The organism is Aeromonas sp. sif2433 (assembly GCF_019218705.1).
In the GTDB taxonomy this organism is placed as follows: Bacteria; Pseudomonadota; Gammaproteobacteria; order Enterobacterales; family Aeromonadaceae; genus Aeromonas; species Aeromonas encheleia.
This window is the reverse complement of record NZ_JAHUXD010000002.1, coordinates 469,101-487,040: the sequence shown is the minus strand read 5'-3', so window position 1 is coordinate 487,040 and position 17,940 is coordinate 469,101. Positions and strand designations below refer to the sequence as shown.

Here is a 17,940-nt window from a genome sequence, read left to right as displayed (position 1 = left end):
GCTTCCCGCGCGCAGGCTTCGCATTAATAAATAAAGAGACAAGGCGGTGTGGGCTGGTCAAGCTAATTTGTCTCCAAGATTGCTTTTTCGCGTCAAATCTCTTATACAGCCCCACAAAACCGCACACCAACCCCGACGGGTGCAATGAGGATAATAGTTACAGCATGGGCAAATCACTGGTCATAGTGGAGTCTCCGGCCAAGGCCAAGACCATCAACAAATATTTGGGCAAGGACTACGTGGTGAAATCCAGCGTCGGTCATGTGCGCGATCTGCCGACCAGCGGCAGCGCCAGCAATGAGCCCAAAAAACCTGTCATTCGCGGCATCAAGCTGAGCGAATCAGAGAAGGCTGCCAAGGATCGCAATGCCCTGTTCTCCAGGATGGGGATCAATCCGACCGCAGGCTGGCAGGCCAACTACCAGATTTTGCCCGGCAAGGAAAAAGTGGTTAACGAGTTGCAGAGTCTGGCCGCCAAGGCCGACACCATCTATCTCGCAACCGACTTGGACAGAGAGGGAGAGGCGATCGCCTGGCATCTGCGCGAGATCATCGGCGGTGACGACAGCCGCTACAAGCGGGTGGTGTTCAACGAGATCACCAAGACTGCGATCCAGGAGGCGTTTGCCCAGCCGTCCGAGCTGAACATCCACCGCGTCAACGCCCAGCAGGCCCGTCGCTTCCTCGATCGGGTGGTGGGCTACATGGTCTCCCCGCTGCTGTGGAAGAAGCTGGCCCGCGGGTTGTCCGCCGGTCGGGTGCAGTCCGTCGCGGTGCGTCTCATCGTCGACAAGGAGCGCGAGATCAAGGCGTTCGTGCCGGTGGAGTTCTGGGATCTCAACGCCGATCTGCTGACCGCCGAGCAGTCCGCCCTGCGCATGGAAGTGGTCAGCCGCAACGGCGTCGACTTCAAGCCGGTCACCCAGGCCGAGACCTTCGCCGCCGTCGCCGCCCTGGAAGGGGTCGACTACAAGGTGGTGAACCGGGAAGACAAGCCGACCGGCTCCAAGCCGTCCGCCCCCTTCATCACCTCCACCCTGCAGCAGGCGGCATCGACCCGTCTGAGCTTCGGGGTGAAGAAGACCATGATGATGGCCCAGCGCCTGTATGAGGCGGGTTACATCACCTATATGCGTACCGACTCCACCAACCTCAGCAAAGAGGCGGTCGAGGCGCTGCGGGAATACATCGGCGAGCAGTATGGCCAGGCCTATCTGCCCGCCGAGCCGAATCTCTACGGCTCCAAGGCCGGTGCCCAGGAGGCGCACGAGGCGATCCGTCCCTCCAGCGTGCTGGTCACCGCCGAGATGCTGGAAGGGATGGAGCCGGATGCGATGCGGCTCTATGACCTCATCTGGCGTCAGTTCGTCGCCTGTCAGATGACCCCGGCCCAGTACGACTCCTCCACCCTGACCGTCAAGGCCGGTGAGTTCGAGCTCAAGGCCCGTGGCCGCATCCTGCGCTTCGCCGGTTGGACCAAGGCCTTGCCCCCGATGGGTCGCAAGGGCGAAGACAACCAGCTGCCGGCGGTGACCGTGGGCGAGATCCTGAAGCTGGTCAAGCTGGATCCCCGTCAGCACTTCACCAAGCCGCCCGCCCGCTTCACCGAAGCCGCGCTGGTGCGCGAGCTGGAGAAGCGCGGTATCGGCCGTCCGTCCACCTACGCCTCCATCATCTCCACCATCGTCGATCGTGGTTATGTACGGGTCGAGAGCCGCCGCTTCTTCGCCGAGAAGATGGGTGAGATCGTCACCGATCGCCTGGTGGAGAACTTCGTCGAGCTGATGAACTACGAGTTCACCGCCAAGATGGAAGACAAGCTCGATGGCATCGCCGAGGGCAGCCTGGAGTGGAAGAAGGTGCTCGACGCCTTCTACGCCGAGTTTACCCAGGAGCTGGCGCAGGCCGACAAGCCGGCGGAAGAGGGCGGCATGCGCGCCAACCAGATGGTGCTGACCGACATCGACTGCCCGGATTGCGGCCGCAAGATGGGTATTCGCACCGCCACCACCGGCGTCTTCCTCGGCTGCTCAGGCTATGCCCTGCCGCCGAAGGAGCGTTGCAAGAAGACCATCAACCTGGTCAGTGCCGACGAGTTCGTCTCCGCCACCGACGGTGACGAGGCCGAGACCGAGGCGCTGCGTGCCAAGCACCGTTGCACCGTCTGTGGCACCGCCATGGATGCCTACATCATCGATGACAGCCGCAAGCTGCACGTCTGTGGTCGCAACCCGGACTGCGACGGCTACGAGATCGAGCAGGGCCAGTTCAAGCTCAAGGGCTATGAAGGGCCTAGCATCGATTGCGACCGTTGTGGATCCGAGATGCAGCTCAAGAACGGCCGCTTCGGCAAGTACATGGGTTGCACCAACGAGACCTGCAAGAACACCCGCAAGATCCTGAAAAATGGCGACATCGCGCCGCCGAAGGAAGATCCGGTGCCGCTGCCCGAGCTCAAGTGTACCCAGTCCGATGCCCACTTCGTGCTGCGTGACGGGGCGGCCGGTCTGTTCCTCGCCGCCAGCAACTTCCCGAAATCCCGTGAGACTCGTGCGCCTCTGGTTGAAGAGCTCAAGCGTTTCCGGGACCGGCTCTCGCCCAAGCATCAGTACCTGGCCGATGCACCGGCGTCAGATCCTGACGGTAACGCATCCGTGGTGCGCTTCAGCCGCAAGACCAAGGAGCAGTACGTGATGACCGAGGTCAACGGCAAGGCGACGGGCTGGACAGCCCATTACGACAACGGAAAATGGCAGGAGAGCCTGGCCAAGGCGAAGAAATCCTGATCGGTCGTTGTTCACACAATGATGAAAGAGGCCCCGTACAGGGGCCTTTTTATTGGGAGATGACGGTATACTGAAGAGGCTGCATGGATGGCAGTGCAAGACACGGAGGTTGTGATGGAGATTAACGAGATCCGGCCGGGCATGACCTGTCTGACCAGAGAAGGAACGGCCTACGTGCTGGAAGTGGACAAGCAGAGTCTGCTGGTACTGCTGCAGCGGGAAGATGAAACCATCCCGGTGCAGGTGCGCAGCGACGAGATCCTGGGTCCGCTTCTCACCAATGACTAGAACGGGATCAGAAACAGCAGCTCGGCCAGGTCGGGCTGCCACTGCCACTCCCGCATCCTGACCCGCCCGCCGACCACCGGCACCCCCTCTTCCTGCAATCTTCCCGTCTGTTCATCGAAACCCGCCGAGCCCTTGGGCAAGGAGATCTTGCCGCCGGCGCCCAGCACGCGATGCCAGGGCAGCGTCTTGTCGGTCTCTCGCAGCACTTTACCCACCAGGCGTGCCCGCCCGGGCAGGCCCGCCAGATCGGCGACCTGACCATAGCTCACCACGCGACCGGCGGGGATCAGGGCCAGGATCGCCTCGATGCGCGCCGCCTTGCTCAGGGTGGCCGGGGAGGGGTCCATCATCATCAAGCCGTCTCCTTAAGACAGAAGCGCCATTGTGGCGCTTCTGTGGTCTCGGCGGCAAGGCTCAGCCTCTTGCTGCAGCATTCCGTCAGCCAAAGGTCTGGCTCAGTCCCCTGAGCTCGCGGGTGCGCTTGAGCAGCTCCTGGCTGGAGCTGTCCACCGCCTGCATCTTCTGGCTGTTGGCGCGGGAGTACTGGGAGATCTGGTGAATGTTGCGACTGATCTCTTCCACCACCGCCTGCTGCTGCTCGGCGGCGGCCGCTATCTGGGTGGAGAACTCGGTGACCTGCTCTATCTCCTCCAGCACCAGGTGCAGGTTGCCGGAGCCCTGGCGCGTCATCTGGGCGCACTCGCGGGTCTGGGCCAGGTTCTCCTGCATCATCCCCTGCCAGCGTCCCAGGGTCTGCTGGATCTGATGGATGCTACCCTGGATCTGCTCGGTCGCCTTGTGGGTGCGGGTCGACAGGGTGCGCACCTCATCCGCCACCACCGCGAAGCCACGGCCCTGCTCCCCGGCCCGGGCCGCCTCGATGGCGGCGTTGAGCGCCAGCAGGTTGGTCTGCGCCGCTATGCCCTGGATCTCGCCCATCAGGCTGCCGATCCGCTCCGACTCGCTGGCCAGCTCCACCGCGGAGTGGAAGGCCTGCTCCGCCTGTCTGGCCAGCAGCTCCATCTGCTGCTCGGTCTTATCCAGCTGCAGCACCGTGTGCTGGCAGCTGCTGCGCGCCTCCGTCACCTGGCCGTTGGTGTCCTGGATGTTGCGTGCTATCTCGTGGGCCGTGCTGGCCATCTGGGTCATGGCGGCGGCCATCTGCTGGGTCTGGGCATCCTGTTCGTTGATGTCGAGGAAGGCCTGATGGGAGGAGTCCTTCAGATCGGTCGCCAGGCTCTGCAGGGGATGGGTGGCGTCGTTGACCCGGCCCAGCACGGTGCGAATGCGGGCCTGCAGCATCTTGAGATGAAAGTCGGCGATGGCGCCAGGCGCATCCCCCGAGTAGACCAGCCGGGTCAGGCTGTCATATTCCTGGCCGAGCCGCTTGAGGTAGCGGGGCAGGGAGATGAGCTCGCGCCAGCAGGCGCCGGTGACCAGCAGCAGGGGCAGCAGCATCAGCAGCACCGTCATGGCGCCGTGGGCCAGCAGCGCCCAGCCGAACAGCCCCAGCATCAGCAGGCCGAGCAGCACCGGCTTGGCGCGGCGCAGGGAGGGCAGCCGGCTTTTGCCGCCCCGTTCGACCCCGAGCAGGGCCTGATAAGCCTGGCTCGCCACCTGTTTGAGCCTGGGCTCGGGCTTGCAGCGCACCGACTGATAGCCGCTGATCTTGCCCTGCTCGTAGATAGGGGTCACATAGGCATCGACCCAGTAGTAGCGGCCATCCTTGCAGCGGTTCTTCACTATGCCGCGCCAGGGGTTGCCCTCCTTGAGGCGATCCCAGAGATCGGCGAAGGCAGCCTTGGGCATGTCGGGGTGGCGTACCAGGTTGTGATTCTGGCCGACCAGTTCATCGGCATGGTAGCCGGCGATCTGGCAGAAGGCGGGGTTGGCGTAGGTGATGACGCCACGCAGGTCGGTGGTCGAGACCAGCTGTACGTCGGCAGGGAACTCCACTTCGCGGTCCAGGGTCTGGACATCTCTGCGGGTCATAGGGATAAGCTCCGATGTTCTTATAGGTTGTTATTGTGGTGGCAGCGGATGGAGGGCCGGGGCCGCACTTGGCGCGGTTTGAGCAGCTTCATCGGGGCCTTATTTTGCCAATAAAGGCGGATTAAAAGTAGGGGCTAGGTTGGATTTTTGTTGTTTGGTGGTAAAAAAATGGCGACCAAAAGGTCGCCAAAAAGAGAAAGATAACGCTACCTCTGTGGTGCCCGGTAACACACTTGCAACTGATCGAGGATCTGCAACTGGCCCGGCAGACGGGCGGCGAAGTGCGCCCAATCCTTGCGAGCGGGCGCACTCCAGGCCACCTCGGCCGTGGCCAGCATGCGCGGGAACAACATATAGTCGAGACGGTCACGAGAGGTCACCAGTTCCGACCATAAGGGGCTGAGCACCCCCAGGATGTTATCGTTGGCATGGAAATCGGCGGGCGCCGGATCGCAGGCGTAGACCTGCTCCAGGCTGAGGGGCCCGGCCCAGTAGAGGCCTGGCTCTTGCGGATCCTGGTTATAGGCCTGATCCAGATAGAGCTGCTGGGCCGGCGCCATCACCACGGGATAGCCCTGGCTGGCGGCATCCAGCCCGGCCTGGAAGTGGGTCCAGGCGAAGATGGTGGCATCCCGGCTCACCTTGTCGCCGTGCAGTATCTCCTCCCAGCCCAGCATCTGCTTGCCCTTGGCGGCCAGGTAGCGCTGGCAGTGGCGCAGCAGGTGGCCCTGCAGCTCGCGGCAATCCTGATAGCCTTCCTGCTGCATCAGCTGCCGGCAGGCGGGGCTGTCGGTCCAGACGCCGACGGGCACCTCGTCGCCGCCCATGTGCACCTGCTCACCGGGGAACAGCTGGCACACCTCGTCGATCACCTGCTCCAGGAACTGGTAGGTGCCGGGCAGGGCCGGGTTGAGCACGTTGTCATCGAAATATTGCACCGACAGGTAGCGGGAGTGATCCGCCTCTTCCAGCAGCAGCGCCGGCAGCGCCTTGATGGCCGCATGGCAGTGACCCGGGATGTCGATCTCCGGGATGACGGTGATGCCGAGCCCGGCGGCGTAGGCCACCAGTTCGCGCACCTCGCTCTGGGTGTAGTAGCCGCCGTAAGGATCGGCGCCGCCGCTGAGCTGGGGCCCGACCGCCAGACCATGACCGCGCCAGGCGGCCACCTCGGTCAGCTGCGGGAAGGCCTTGATCTCCAGGCGCCAGCCCTCGTCATCGGTCAGGTGCCAGTGGAAGCGGTTGAACTTGTAGAGGCTCATCTGCTTGAGCAGGCGCTTGATGGTGGCGATGGGCTGGAAGTGGCGGGCGCAGTCCAGGAAGATGCCGCGAAAGCCGAACCGCGGCGAATCCGTCAGCTCGATGCAGGGCAGGCTCTCGCCATGCTGCAGGGCCCACTGGGCCAGGCTGACCAGGCCGTGGCGCCAGCCCGCCTCGCCGGCCGCCTGGATGCGGATCTCCTCCGGTGTGATGGATAGCCGGTAAGCCTCGGGAGGGAGGGGGGCCTCGACCAGCTGGATGCTGGCGTCGTGATCCTGCGCCAGCGCGAGGCCGGTCAGCTCGTTGAAGTGAGCAAGCAGGCCGGCCAGCGAGCCCGGGCCGCTGACATGGGCCCGCTCCGCCAGCCGGAAGTTGCCCTCGGGCAACAGCAGATGGGCCGGTTGGGGCACTATGCCGTTGGCCGGCTCCACCTCGGGCAGCTCGGGGGCCTGATGGGCCAGGGGCGGCAGGCCGAGCTCCTGGCCAGCCAGGGTCACCGGCAGCAGACAGGGGCCCGTGCTGCCGGTCTCGGTCAGGCTCAGGAAGAAGCCCTGGGGCAGATCGGAGACGCGCTTGATGGGGGTGTTGCGGCAGCAAAAACGCAGCTCGCTGACCCCCTCATGGGGCACCAGCACCTTGTAGCTGCCGCTCTGGCGCGCCAGGGATCCCCCTTCCACCGACTGGGGATCTATGTGGCGGGCCAGGCAAAAGTGCAGCTTCCAGGGGGTGGCCGGCAGTTGGCTCAGGCTGAAACGGAACCAGACATCATCACCGTCACGCCGGTCGATCTGGGTGTGGATCAGGGGTGCAGACATGGAAATTCCTCTGATTGAGCGAACAGAATGGCGCCCTCAAGGGCATCTGCCTTGGGGGGAACCAGGTTGAGGTGGGCCAGGCGAGGGGCGAGGCGCATGCCGACCCCGCCCAGCAGGGCAATCTGATCGGCCCCCAGCCGCCGCATCCCCGCCAGCAGGGTCTGCAGCTGGGCGCAGGTCTCGTCCAGTAGCTGGCAGGCGAGCGCATCTCCGTCTCCGGCGGCGTCAAACACCCAGGGGGCGAAGCGGCCGTAATCGGCGGGAATGGCCCGGCTGGCCCAGCGCACCACCTCGGCCTGATCCCCTTTGAAGTGATCGAGCAGCCGCCTGGCGAGCAGGCTGGGGGGCAGGATGCCGTCGTGGCAGAGCAGCGCCTGCTGGAGGGCGCGCAGCCCGAGCCAGGCGCCGCTGCCCAGATCCGAGATGGGGAAGCCGCGGCCGGAGCAGCTGCGCAGCTGACCCTGCCGATAGATGAGGCCGGCGGAGCCGGTGCCGGCGATGAGGATGGCGCCCTCATGGCCGCCGAAGGCACCGAGACAGGCACCGAAGGCATCCGAGGTGAGCCGGACGCTGGCGAAGGGGAAGGGCATGGCCAGCAGGGCCTGGTAGCAGTCGGCCAGTTCGGCGGAGGCGAGCGCCAGCCCGACCCCCATCTGCTGCTGCGCCTCGCCACCCAGGCCTGCCTCGGTGCTGGCCTGGTCGATGGCGGCCAGCACGTTGCCATGGGCCAGTGCGATGCCGAGCTCCAGATTGGATCCCGCCGCCCGGCCTTCTCCCAGCAGTTTCCCGGCCCTGTCGCGAATGCGGGCGCGGCTGTGGGTGCCGCCCCCGTCCACCCCGACCCAGTACTCAATCATGGGAGCCTCCGGGGGCGCTCTGCCAGCAGATGGCCAGGGCAAACCAGGCGGACTGCATGGAGGATCCACTGCTCTCCCCAGTGCCAGTTATGATCGAGCCGATCCTTGTACGTCTCAATCATGGGAGCCTCCGGGGGCGCTCTGCCAGCAGATGGCCAGCGCAAACCAGGCGGCGTGGGGGATCCACTGCTCCCCCCAGCGCCAGTTCTGATCCAGCCGATCCTTATACTGCTCCGGGATGAAGGCGATATCCGCCTCATCCTCGAAGCCGGCGGTGATGCCGTTGCAGATCCCGCCGAGCGCATTGGGGTAGCCGGCGGTGTAGCTCGGGTTGTTGATGCCGTGTCCCGCCAGCATGCAGGCGTTGAAGGGGTTCTGCCCCAGGATCCAGTCGAGCTGGCGCTGGCCGAACGAGATCAAGGGCTGATGCTGCAGCGGCGAAGGCAAGGATCGGGCGGCGGCGAAGGCCATGGCGGCGAGGGACGCCAGCCGGGCGTTCTCCCCCTGCCACCAGTAACCCGACTCGTTGTGATGGGGCATGAAGAAACTCACCCTGGGCGCCTCATCCACCCCTTTCACGTATTGGCGGGCGAGGGCGAAGGGGTTGCCGGCCTGGGCGGCGAGGGCCAGCTCGGCGGCGAGGGCCTGCTGCACCACGGCACGCACCCTGGCCTGGCGCGCCGGATCCGGCTCGACGGCCAGGTACTCCAGCAGCGCCAGCACCGGCAACCCGGCCTCGGCGGCATGGTAGTAGGGGCGTGAGCCGTCGTCGTTGGCACCCCAGTAGTGGCCGAGCTCGGGGTGGGGGCGCTGGCGGGCGCAGAGCCGGCCGGCCCTGTCTCTCGCCTCGGCTAGCCACTCCGCTCCCAGCGTCTTGGTCAGCTCGACGGCGGCGAGCAGGGCGCAGTAGTCGTCGATGATGTTCTCGCGGCCGTCGTCCAGATAGGCGAGGTTGTGCTCGCGCAGGTGCAGGTAGCCGCTGCTGGCCGCGTTGGCATAGCGGCTGGCATCGAAGTCGCCGGCCATGGATTCACGGGCGGCGCGGGCCAGGGCGGCGATGGCCAGGCCGCCCCCTTGCCGAAAGCCCGCCTGCCAGTCGCTGGACTTGCGCCCCTGCTGGGTGGCGTAGGCGCACAGCTCGCGCTGCTCGGGATCCTTGCTCCATTTGTCGAACAGGGTCATGTAGAAGAAGCCCGACTCGTCCTGCATCCGGCAGAGAAAATCGGCGCCGTGCAGCGCCTCGTCGTTGAGCCGCTTGCACAGGTTGAGGCCGTCGATGTCGGTGCGGGTAGAGAGCAGCTCCCGGCACTTGAGCAGGGCCCACACCACCATGGGGGTCTGCTGGGGATTGAGGTAGTTGGCGTAGGAGAGGTGGCTCAGGTACTTGCTCATGTCGCCGCTGGCATCGAACCAGCCGCCGTGCACATCCCGTCGCTGCTCGCTGCCAAACAGCCGGGCGGCGCGATCGGCCCGCTCGAAGGCGCCGCTGGCGCGCTGGCCCTTGAAGTAGTGGATCACGTCGGAGAGGCAGCTGCGGCTCAGCAGCTGGGGGCCGATGGCGAAGCGGGGGGAGTGGGTCAGGCGCGGGCTGGCGGTGGCGTCGCCCCGCTCGGTCGTGACGGCCTCCAGCCGGTAGTGGCCCGCGCGGGTGAAGGCGCTGAAGTCGGCCCGCCAGAAGGCGCGGCCCTGCCAGCCCGGCACCCGGCCGGCGGCCTGCAGCTGGGCCTCAAACAGGATCTGGCCGTCATCCTCGCGCAGCAGCCGCACCCGACCGCTGAGGTCGGCATCGGCGGCGGTCTGCAACAGGGCAATCTTGTGGCCGTCACAATCGTAACCCACCTGATTGATCAAGAGTTCCATCAAGCTCTTACTCCCTCGGTCTGCCAGCATGGGCGAGACGGTTGGCGGGCCTAACGCTAAGGCCCGCATGGATGTGCGTGGGCGGCGGATGCCGCCCGGCTCACTCGTGCAGGTAGCAGCGCACGAAGTGGTTGTCGGCGAGCCTGGTCACGGGGGGCAGGCTCTCCTTGCAGCGCGGCATGGCCTGGTTGCAGCGTCCGGCGAAGGGGCAACCGTAGGATTGGGGTGTCCACAGCGGGATCTCCCCCTTGCGGCCCCCCTCCAGCTCGGCGTGGATGCTCTTCTCCGGATCCGGCACCGCCGAGATGAGCAGCTGGGTGTAGGGGTGCTGCGGGTGGTGCAGGATCTCGTCCACCTCGCCCCACTCCACCATGTGGCCCACATACATCACCGCCAGATCCTCCGCCACATAGCGGGCGGTGGCGATGTCGTGGGTGATGTAGAGCATGGAGACGCCGAGCTCGTTCTTCATCTGCTCCATCAGGTTGAGGATGCCGATGCGGATGGAGACGTCGAGCATGGAGGTGGGCTCGTCGGCGAGCACCACTTCCGCCTCCACCGCCAGGTTGCGGGCGATATTGACCCGCTGGCGCTGGCCGCCGGAGAGCTGGTGCGGATACTTGGCGGCGGTGGCCTTGGCCGGGGTCAGCCCCACCTTCTCCAGCAGGGCATGGACCATGTCCGGCAGATCTTTCTTGTCGATCACCTTGCTGTGCAGCAGCAGGGGGCGGGCGATGTGGTGGTAGATGGTGTGGGTCGGGTTGAGCGAACCGAAGGGATCCTGCCACACCATCTGCACGCTCTGGCGATAGTCGAGCAGGGCGGTGCCCTTGTTGAACTCCTCCAGATCCCGGCCGCGGTAGAGGATGCGGCCGCTGGAGAGCTTGTACATCTTGGCGATGATCTTGGCGATGGTGCTCTTGCCGGAGCCCGACTCCCCCACCACCGCCAGGGCGCGGCCCCGGTGCAGGTTGAAGGTGATGTCGGAGAGCGCCCGCATCTTGCCGCTCTTGATGGCATTGGAGTTGACCGAGAAGTCCTTGTAGAGATGCTGGACCTCGATGATGGGCGCGTCGGTTGGGGCGATTTGCATGACAGACATCCTTAACAGCCAGCGGCCTTGTCCAGATAGATCGGAAGATCCTGTTGTTCCTCCGCCATGCCATAGAGGTGGCAGGCGGTCTGTTGTCCCGGCCGGATCTCGGCGAGGGCGGTATACTCCTGGCGGCAGCGCGCGTGCACCTTGGCGCAGCGGGCCTGGAAGCGGCAACCCACCGGCACCTCCAGCAGGTTGAGCGGGGTGCCGGGGATCCCCTCCAGCACGGTTTTCGGGCCGTGCAGGGGCGGGAAGGAGTTGCCGAGCCCCCTGGTGTAGGGGTGCAGCGGCGCGGTCAGGATCGCCTTGGCCGGCGCCACCTCCACCAGCTCACCGGCGTACATGATGCCGATGCGATCGCAGAACTCGACCATCAGCGAGAGGTCGTGGGTGATGAACAGGATGGAGAAGTTGTACTTCGCCTTCAGGGCATAAACCTTCTGCAGGATCTCCCGCTGCACCACCACATCCAGCGCCGTGGTGGGTTCATCCATGATCAGCAGCTCGGGGTTGAGCGCCATGGCGATGGCGATCACCAGCCGCTGGCGCATGCCGCCGGAGAACTGGTGCGGGTAGTCCCGCAGCCGGCTCGGGTGAATGTCGACTATCTCCAGCAACTCCTGGGCGCGCTTGATGGCCTCGTAGCGGGTCAGCCCGGGATTGTGGGCCAGCAGCACGTCGCAGAACTGCTCCTCCATGCGCAGCACCGGGTTCAAGGCATTCATGGCGGACTGGAACACCACGCTCGCCTGGCGCCAGCGGTAGCTGCGCAGCCGCGCGTCGTCGAAGCCGAGGATATTCTCCCCCTTGAACAGGATCTCGCCGCCGCTGATGTAGGCGGGCGGCTTGTGCAGCCGGGCCACCGAGAAGGCGACCGTGGACTTGCCACAGCCGGACTCGCCGGCGAGGCCGAACACCTCCCCCGGCATGATGTCAAAGCTGACCGAGTTGACGGCGCGCACGTCGCCGCTCTCGGTGATGTAGTCGACGCAGAGCTTGCGCACCGACAGCAGGGGTTGTTGCAGGCTCATGCTGTCTTCTCCTGAGCGGCGGTGACGGGAACGGGGGCGGCCAGTTTCTTCCAGCGGCGTAATCCCTTGTGGGAGCGCAGCTGCGGGTTGGCTATCTCGTCGATGGCGAAGTTGAGCATGGCGAGGCCGGCGCCCAGGATGGCGATGGCGAAGCAGGGGGCCAGGATCTCCCACCAGGCGCCCACCAGGATGGCGCTCGAGGTCTGGGCGTTGTAGAGCATGATTCCCCAGCTGACCACGGTCGGATCGCCGAGCCCCAGGAACTCCAGGGTCGCCTCGGTGACGATGGCGTAGATGATGGAGCCGATGAAGCTCACCCCTATGATGGAGATGAGGTTAGGCAGTATCTCCACCAGGATGATGCGCCAGGCCGGCTCCCCCAGCACCTCGGCGGCGATGACGAACTCTTTTTCCCGCAGCGCCAGGGTCTGGGCACGGATGACGCGGGCGCCATAGGCCCAGGAGGTGAGCCCTATGATGAGGGCTATCACCATGGGGGAGGCCTCCCCGATGAAGCTCGCCAGCACCAGCAGTAGCGGTAGCCCCGGGATCACCAGCATGACGTTCATCAGGAAGGTGAGGCACTCGTCGATCACGCCGCCGAAGTAGCCGGCGGTGATGCCGATGCTGATGGCCAGGGCGCAGACCAGCAGGCCGGCCCCGAAGCCCACCAGCAGCGAGATGCGGGCGCCATGGGTGAACTGGGACCAGAGATCGTGGCCCATGCGGTTGGAGCCCATCACCAGTTCCATACTGGGGGGCTGGTGGGGGCGGGCGACCCGCTTGGTCGGTTCGTTGCTGGCGAGCAGCGGGGCAAACAGCGCCATCAGCACGAAGGTGACCACGATGGCGAGACCGAAGGCGGCTTTCTTGTTGCCCAATAGGATCTTGAGGATGGTCGGCATGCGCATCTTATTTGCCTCCTGTACGCAGACGGGGATCCAGGAAGACGTAGAGCATGTCGGCCAGGAAGTTAAAACTGAGCATGGTGATGGTCATGATGAGCAGCTGCCCCTGGATCAGCGGGTAGTCGCGCGCCAGGATGCCCTGATAGAGCGTCAGCCCCAGGCCCGGGTAGTTGAAGATGACCTCGGTGATGAGGGAGCCGCCGATGACGAAGCCGAGCGCCATGGAGAGCGCGGTGACGCTGGGCAGCACGGCGTTGCGGGCGCCGTAGTTGAAGATGACCCTGTTGTTGGAGAGTCCCTTGGCCTTGGCCATGGTGATGTAGTCCTCCCCCAGCAGGTTGATCATGTTGTTGCGCATGGTGATGAGGAAGCCGCCGATCTGCACCAGGGCCAGGGTGCCGACCGGCATGATGGCGTGCAGCATGATGCTCTTGATGTGCTCCCAGCCGAAATCGGCCTTGATCTCCGGGCTGTAGGCGTAGCCGATGGGCAGCCAGCCGAGGCTGACCCCGAACAGGAACAGGGCGAGCAGGGAGACCACCACCGGCGGTATGGCCTGCATCACCAGGGTGAGCGGTGAGAGGATGCTGTCCATGCGTCCCCCCCGATACCAGGCGGCGAAGATGCCGACGATGGAACCGATGGAGAAGCTGATGATGGTGGAGGTGCCCACCAGGAACAGGGTCCAGCCGATGGCGCGACCGAGCACGTCGGCAACCGGCTGCGGGTAATAACGCACCGAGGTGCCGAGATCCCAGGTGAAGACACTTTTCACATAGGCGAGAAACTGGGTGCTGATAGGGCCGTCAACGAAACCGAAGGTGGCTTTGAGGGCTTCCAGGGCGGCGGGTTCCATCATGGCGCCGGCCCGAGCAAACATGACGGAGACGGGATCCCCTGGCATGGCTCTGGGTAGCAGGAAGTTGATGGTGGCGGCCACCAGGAAGGCGACCAGATAGAAGGAGAAACGTCTCAGTATAAATCCCATGGTGATACCTTTTACTGCAAGCCTGCCCCGCGCCGGGCAAAGCTCCCCCAACCCCGAGCGATACGGGGGATGGAAGACATGGCGGGGAAGAGGGCCCCCCGCAGGGGGCCGAGGTGATTAGCTGTTTGGCTTGAGTGACAACACGTGCAGCAGACGCTCCGGGGTGTCCGGGTGGAGCTGCGGTTTGGCGACCGGGTTGTCGGCACTGAACCAGCCATTGAAGCGCTTGGTGCTGTATTCGTACCAGGTCGGGTTGTTGAACACCGGGATGATGGTCTGGTTGGCGCCGACACGCTCCTGGATGGCGAACATGATCTCCTTCTGCTTGGTCGCATCGGCGGTCTGGGTGAAGTCATCGATCAGCTTGTCGAGGGCCGGATCCTTGTAGCGAGGCGCCGCGAAGCGGTTGCCGCGCTCACCCATGTTGCGGGAGTGGAAGGCGGTCTCGAAGTACTTGTGCGGGTTGGCACCGGCAAAGTAACCCTGCAGGGCGACGTCGAAGTCACCGGTGATCAGGTTCTCGGTCCAGACGGTGGCCTCCGGGGTGGAGGTCTTGGCGTTCAGGCCCAGCGCCTGCAGGCCTTCGACCCCGATCTGGACTGTGTTGACCCAGTCGGTCCAGCCGTTCGGTACCAGCACCTTGAACTCGATCTTCTTGCAGCTCGGGGTGTCGAGGAACTTGTCGCCGTCACAGTCCTTGTAGCCGGCCTGTTTCAGCAGTGCCTTGGCACCTTCCAGGTCGAACTTGTTGAACTGGCCGTATTTCTTCTCGACATCCGGGTTGTCCCAGGAGGCGAACGCCTTGCCCAGACCAGACGGGTATTCGTTGACGGTCGGGTAGCCGTAGCCCGCGATGTCCACCATGGACTGACGGTCCATCGCCATGGAGAAGGCGCGGCGGAAGTTGATGTCGTTGAAGGCTTCGTGGTTGCCCGGGTTCTTGCTCTGGAAGTTGACGTTGAACGCCACTGTGCCGGAGGCGGGGAACCAGTACTTGTTGTTCTTCGGATCGTTGCCGACGTAGAGGCGTTCGATGTCCGGCACGAAGGAACCGAACCAGTCCACGTCACCCTTCATCACCGCGGCCAGTACCTGGTCGTTGGTGGCCATCTGCGGCATGCGGATGCAGTCGATGGCGAGGTTGGCGTTGTCCCAGTAGTGCGGGTTGCGGCACTGGGTGTAGAGCTGGGCGGAGAAGTTGTCCACCTCGGTGAAGGGGCCTGTACCGACCGGCTTGTCGTTGGTGAAGGCCACCGGATCCTTGACGGACTTCCACTGGTGCTCGGGCACTATGGGCACCAGCACTATGTCGTTCACCACGTTGGTGTTGACCTCGGTCAGGTCGAACTTGATCTTGTGTTCACCCAGCTTCTCGATGCTCTTGATCTGAGTCCAGATGGAGCGCTCATCCAGCGCCTTGTTGGCCTTGACCAGGTTGAAGGAGAAGATGACGTCGTCGGCGGTGAAGGCTTCACCATCGGACCATTTGACCCCGTCGCGCAGATCGAAGGTGACCGACTTCAAGTCATCGCTGAAGGCGTAGTTGGTGGCCAGACGATAGACGGGTTTGCCACCCTGCATATCGTTGAAGATCACCAGCGGCTCATAGATGAAGTGACGGGTGGTGTGCAGCAGACCGGCCTGCAGGAAGGGGTTGAAGTTTTTAACCCATGCGGTTTCCTGTTGCGCGACCAGGGTCAGCACCGTCTTGTTCTCGGCGGCCATGGCGGTGCCGGCGGCACCGGCGAGCATCAGGGTCCCCAGCATGACTGAGGTAGCGATTTTGGATACTTTGGCAAGCATATTTTGTCCTTTCTTATTGGTCTTCCATGTTTGGAATGGAGCGCCGAGATCGCATGCTTGGATATCGGCCCTCTATGTTGGTCAGGTTTTGCACCCTTGTAGTTGTGTCATCCAACGCCCTTAGAAAAGCAGAATTAACAGGAAAACAACAACTCTTCATTTCGTCGATATCGTAAAAACTAGAGCCGCCTCGTCATTATCGTCAATTTGTATTTTTAAACCTTTAAAATTATATAGTTGCATTAATTCTCAGGAAACACCAAGTCACCCTTTATGACAGTTCGAAGACGATACTGTGAACTGGATCGTGCTCGATTTTTATCCTGGCGGCTGGCTTTTTTTTGTACTTGAAACAAGAGGCGGGTATTCGGTCGAGGACGTGATCGGGCTCACCGAGGCGAAGCTTGTGCCGGCAGGGGAGGAAAAGAGCGCAGCCGCCGCTGGCTTGGCTCCGGATCCTGCCGGCGCCATGCTCCTGTTTCTTGGTTATGGCGCCAGAAATAACAGGCATAAAAAAAGCCAGTCGGCGTGTGCCGACTGGCTTCTCATGGGCACCGGCATGGCCGGCATCCTGGCTGTGGCAGGGCTTAGCCCACCAGGCTGGCCCACAGATCGTATTCGTCCGCTTCATCGATGCGGACCTTGACCAGGTCGCCGGGCTTGAGGCCGGTCTCGCCGTTCAGATAGACCAGGCCGTCGATCTCGGGGGCATCGGCGAAGGAGCGGCCGGTGGCACCCTCTTCGTCCACCTCGTCGATCAGCACCAGCATCTCCTGGCCGACCTTGCGGGCCAGCTTGCGGATGGAGACCCGCTGTTGCAGCTCCATGAAGCGCTGGAAACGCTCTTCCTGGATCTCTTCCGCTACCGGATCCGGCAGCTCGTTGGCCTTGGCGCCTTCCACCGGGCTGTATTTGAAGCAGCCGACCCGGTCCAGCTCCGCCTTGTCGATGAAGTCCAGCAGCATCTGGAACTCTTCTTCGGTCTCGCCGGGGAAGCCGACGATGAAGGTGGAACGCAGGGTGATCTCGGGGCAGATCTCGCGCCACTTCTGGATGCGCTCCAGGGTGCGCTCGACGGTGCCGGGGCGCTTCATCAGCTTCAGGATGCGCGGGCTGGCATGCTGCAGCGGGATGTCGAGGTAGGGCAGCACCTTGCCATCGCGCATCAGCGGGATGACGTCATCCACGTGCGGGTACGGATAGACGTAGTGCAGGCGTACCCAGATGTCGAGCTTGGCCAGCTCCTCGCACAGGGCCACCATGCTGGTCTTGACCGGCATGCCGTCGTAGAAACCGGTGCGGTGCTTGACGTCCACACCGTAGGCGGAGGTGTCCTGGGAGATCACCAGGATCTCCTTCACGCCGGCTTCTTTCAGGCGCTTGGCCTCGGCCAGCACCTCGCCGATGGGGCGGCTCACCAGATCCCCGCGCATGGAGGGGATGATGCAGAAGGTGCAGCGGTGGTTGCAGCCTTCGGAGATCTTGAGGTAGGCGTAGTGACGGGGGGTCAGCTTGACGCCGTGGGCCGGCACCAGGCTGGTGAAGGGGTTGTGATCCGGCTTGGCCACGTATTTGTGGACGTGACCCAGCACCTCTTCGTAGGCGTGGGGGCCGGTGATCTCGAGCACCTTGGGGTGGATCTCGCGGATCTGGTTCTCTTTGGCGCCGAGGCAACCGGTGACTATCACCTTGCCGTTCTCGGCGAGGGCCTCGCCGATGGCTTCCAGAGACTCCTGTACCGCGCTGTCGATGAAACCGCAGGTGTTGACCACCACCAGTTCCGCATCGTCATAGCTGGGCACCACGTCGTACCCTTCGGTACGCAGCTGGGTCAGGATGCGCTCGGAATCGACCAGGTTTTTGGGGCAACCCAAGGAGACGAATCCTACTTTGGGGGCCTGTTTTATGTTGGACATCGCTCAATCACTCTTAGGTGGCTCTCTTATAAGGGCGCGGATTTTACCGGAATGGCTAACCAAAAACTATACAGCTGGTGAAACGGAGCGGAACAATCTTTGTGGTGGTCGGCGTGCTGGCGATCGAGTGAGAGGATCCGGCTACTCATCGGGGGCGGGAATATGAAGGTGCCGCTTCTGCCTGCCGGGCACGCTGGACGGCGGGCAAGGGCCTCAGGGCTGATGGCGGCGACAGGCACCGGGGCTGGCATGGCCACGGGGTGCACTGCGATCCTATGAGGCGTTCCATGGCGACGCCAGACTGGCATCAGCCAACCCGGGAGAGCAGGGCTGGGTATAT

The 17,940-nt window shown here is 63.9% G+C and carries 14 protein-coding genes; 3 read left to right on the top strand and 11 right to left on the bottom strand.

Annotation, left to right across the window (positions count from 1 at the left end; genetic code table 11):
* The first annotated feature begins 164 nt into the window (after positions 1-164).
* Positions 165-2,786 carry a type I DNA topoisomerase gene (gene topA, locus KW825_RS05215; RefSeq protein WP_218290662.1) on the top strand — a complete coding sequence of 874 codons (2,622 nt, stop codon included), beginning with the start codon at positions 165-167 and terminating at the stop codon, positions 2,784-2,786.
* 114 nt (positions 2,787-2,900) lie between these two features.
* Positions 2,901-3,074, top strand: a complete 174-nt coding sequence (locus KW825_RS05210) for a hypothetical protein (protein WP_170175994.1) — start codon at positions 2,901-2,903, stop codon at positions 3,072-3,074.
* On the opposite strand, the gene KW825_RS05205 is transcribed toward KW825_RS05210, so the two are convergent.
* The 10 genes from KW825_RS05205 to KW825_RS05160 form a co-directional block, all read right to left on the bottom strand.
* Positions 3,071-3,427 (bottom strand): MGMT family protein, encoded by a 357-nt coding sequence (locus tag KW825_RS05205; protein WP_042652625.1) that lies wholly within the window; start codon positions 3,425-3,427, stop codon positions 3,071-3,073. The genes KW825_RS05210 and KW825_RS05205 overlap by 4 nt on opposite strands.
* An 85-nt stretch (positions 3,428-3,512) precedes the next feature.
* A complete protein-coding gene (locus KW825_RS05200; RefSeq protein ID WP_218328463.1) occupies positions 3,513-5,066 on the bottom strand; it encodes a PAS domain-containing methyl-accepting chemotaxis protein in 1,554 nt (517 codons plus the stop codon).
* Positions 5,067-5,272: 206 nt separating this feature from the next.
* The gene (locus tag KW825_RS05195) at positions 5,273-7,141 is read right to left on the bottom strand and encodes a beta-N-acetylhexosaminidase (protein ID WP_218328462.1); all 1,869 of its coding nucleotides are present in this window, start codon (positions 7,139-7,141) and stop codon (positions 5,273-5,275) included.
* On the bottom strand, positions 7,126-7,998 hold the full coding sequence (locus tag KW825_RS05190; protein ID WP_218328461.1) for a BadF/BadG/BcrA/BcrD ATPase family protein: 873 nt from the start codon (positions 7,996-7,998) through the stop codon (positions 7,126-7,128). The genes KW825_RS05195 and KW825_RS05190 overlap by 16 nt, the downstream gene beginning before the upstream one ends.
* A 114-nt stretch (positions 7,999-8,112) precedes the next feature.
* Positions 8,113-9,858, bottom strand: coding sequence for a glycoside hydrolase family 9 protein (locus KW825_RS05185; protein WP_218328460.1), 1,746 nt, complete (start codon positions 9,856-9,858; stop codon positions 8,113-8,115).
* A 100-nt stretch (positions 9,859-9,958) separates the two neighbouring features.
* Entirely contained in the window at positions 9,959-10,951 is a 993-nt protein-coding gene (locus tag KW825_RS05180) for an ABC transporter ATP-binding protein (protein WP_218328459.1), read from the bottom strand.
* An 11-nt stretch (positions 10,952-10,962) separates the two neighbouring features.
* Positions 10,963-11,985, bottom strand: coding sequence for an ABC transporter ATP-binding protein (locus KW825_RS05175; RefSeq protein ID WP_218328458.1), 1,023 nt, complete (start codon positions 11,983-11,985; stop codon positions 10,963-10,965).
* Entirely contained in the window at positions 11,982-12,896 is a 915-nt protein-coding gene (locus tag KW825_RS05170) for an ABC transporter permease (protein ID WP_052445689.1), read from the bottom strand. Before KW825_RS05170 ends, KW825_RS05175 begins: the two co-directional genes overlap by 4 nt.
* A gap of 1 nt (position 12,897) precedes the next feature.
* The gene (locus KW825_RS05165; protein WP_042652618.1) at positions 12,898-13,881 is read right to left on the bottom strand and encodes an ABC transporter permease; all 984 of its coding nucleotides are present in this window, start codon (positions 13,879-13,881) and stop codon (positions 12,898-12,900) included.
* A gap of 117 nt (positions 13,882-13,998) precedes the next feature.
* Entirely contained in the window at positions 13,999-15,684 is a 1,686-nt protein-coding gene (locus KW825_RS05160; RefSeq protein WP_218328457.1) for an ABC transporter substrate-binding protein, read from the bottom strand.
* Positions 15,685-15,979: 295 nt separating this feature from the next.
* On the opposite strand from KW825_RS05160, the gene KW825_RS05155 reads away from it, so the two are divergent.
* On the top strand, positions 15,980-16,330 hold the full coding sequence (locus KW825_RS05155) for a hypothetical protein (RefSeq protein WP_218328456.1): 351 nt from the start codon (positions 15,980-15,982) through the stop codon (positions 16,328-16,330).
* Here the strand turns inward: KW825_RS05155 and rimO are convergent.
* Positions 16,272-17,600 carry a 30S ribosomal protein S12 methylthiotransferase RimO gene (gene rimO, locus KW825_RS05150; RefSeq protein ID WP_218328455.1) on the bottom strand — a complete coding sequence of 443 codons (1,329 nt, stop codon included), beginning with the start codon at positions 17,598-17,600 and terminating at the stop codon, positions 16,272-16,274. The two genes, KW825_RS05155 and rimO, sit on opposite strands and share 59 nt — an antisense overlap.
* Between the last annotated feature and the right edge of the window lie 340 nt (positions 17,601-17,940).

Excerpts from the sequence above, each read along its gene's own strand:
- KW825_RS05180 (WP_218328459.1), bottom strand. The coding sequence starts at position 10,951 with ATGCAAATCGCCCCAACCGACGCGCCCATCATCGAGGTCCAGCATCTC.
- topA (WP_218290662.1), top strand. The coding sequence starts at position 165 with ATGGGCAAATCACTGGTCATAGTGGAGTCTCCGGCCAAGGCCAAGACC.
- KW825_RS05205 (WP_042652625.1), bottom strand. The coding sequence starts at position 3,427 with ATGATGATGGACCCCTCCCCGGCCACCCTGAGCAAGGCGGCGCGCATC.
- KW825_RS05190 (WP_218328461.1), bottom strand. The coding sequence starts at position 7,998 with ATGATTGAGTACTGGGTCGGGGTGGACGGGGGCGGCACCCACAGCCGC.
- KW825_RS05175 (WP_218328458.1), bottom strand. The coding sequence starts at position 11,985 with ATGAGCCTGCAACAACCCCTGCTGTCGGTGCGCAAGCTCTGCGTCGAC.
- KW825_RS05170 (WP_052445689.1), bottom strand. The coding sequence starts at position 12,896 with ATGCGCATGCCGACCATCCTCAAGATCCTATTGGGCAACAAGAAAGCC.
- KW825_RS05160 (WP_218328457.1), bottom strand. The coding sequence starts at position 15,684 with ATGCTTGCCAAAGTATCCAAAATCGCTACCTCAGTCATGCTGGGGACC.
- KW825_RS05210 (WP_170175994.1), top strand. The coding sequence starts at position 2,901 with ATGGAGATTAACGAGATCCGGCCGGGCATGACCTGTCTGACCAGAGAA.
- KW825_RS05165 (WP_042652618.1), bottom strand. The coding sequence starts at position 13,881 with ATGGGATTTATACTGAGACGTTTCTCCTTCTATCTGGTCGCCTTCCTG.
- rimO (WP_218328455.1), bottom strand. The coding sequence starts at position 17,600 with ATGTCCAACATAAAACAGGCCCCCAAAGTAGGATTCGTCTCCTTGGGT.
- KW825_RS05195 (WP_218328462.1), bottom strand. The coding sequence starts at position 7,141 with ATGTCTGCACCCCTGATCCACACCCAGATCGACCGGCGTGACGGTGAT.
- KW825_RS05185 (WP_218328460.1), bottom strand. The coding sequence starts at position 9,858 with ATGGAACTCTTGATCAATCAGGTGGGTTACGATTGTGACGGCCACAAG.
- KW825_RS05200 (WP_218328463.1), bottom strand. The coding sequence starts at position 5,066 with ATGACCCGCAGAGATGTCCAGACCCTGGACCGCGAAGTGGAGTTCCCT.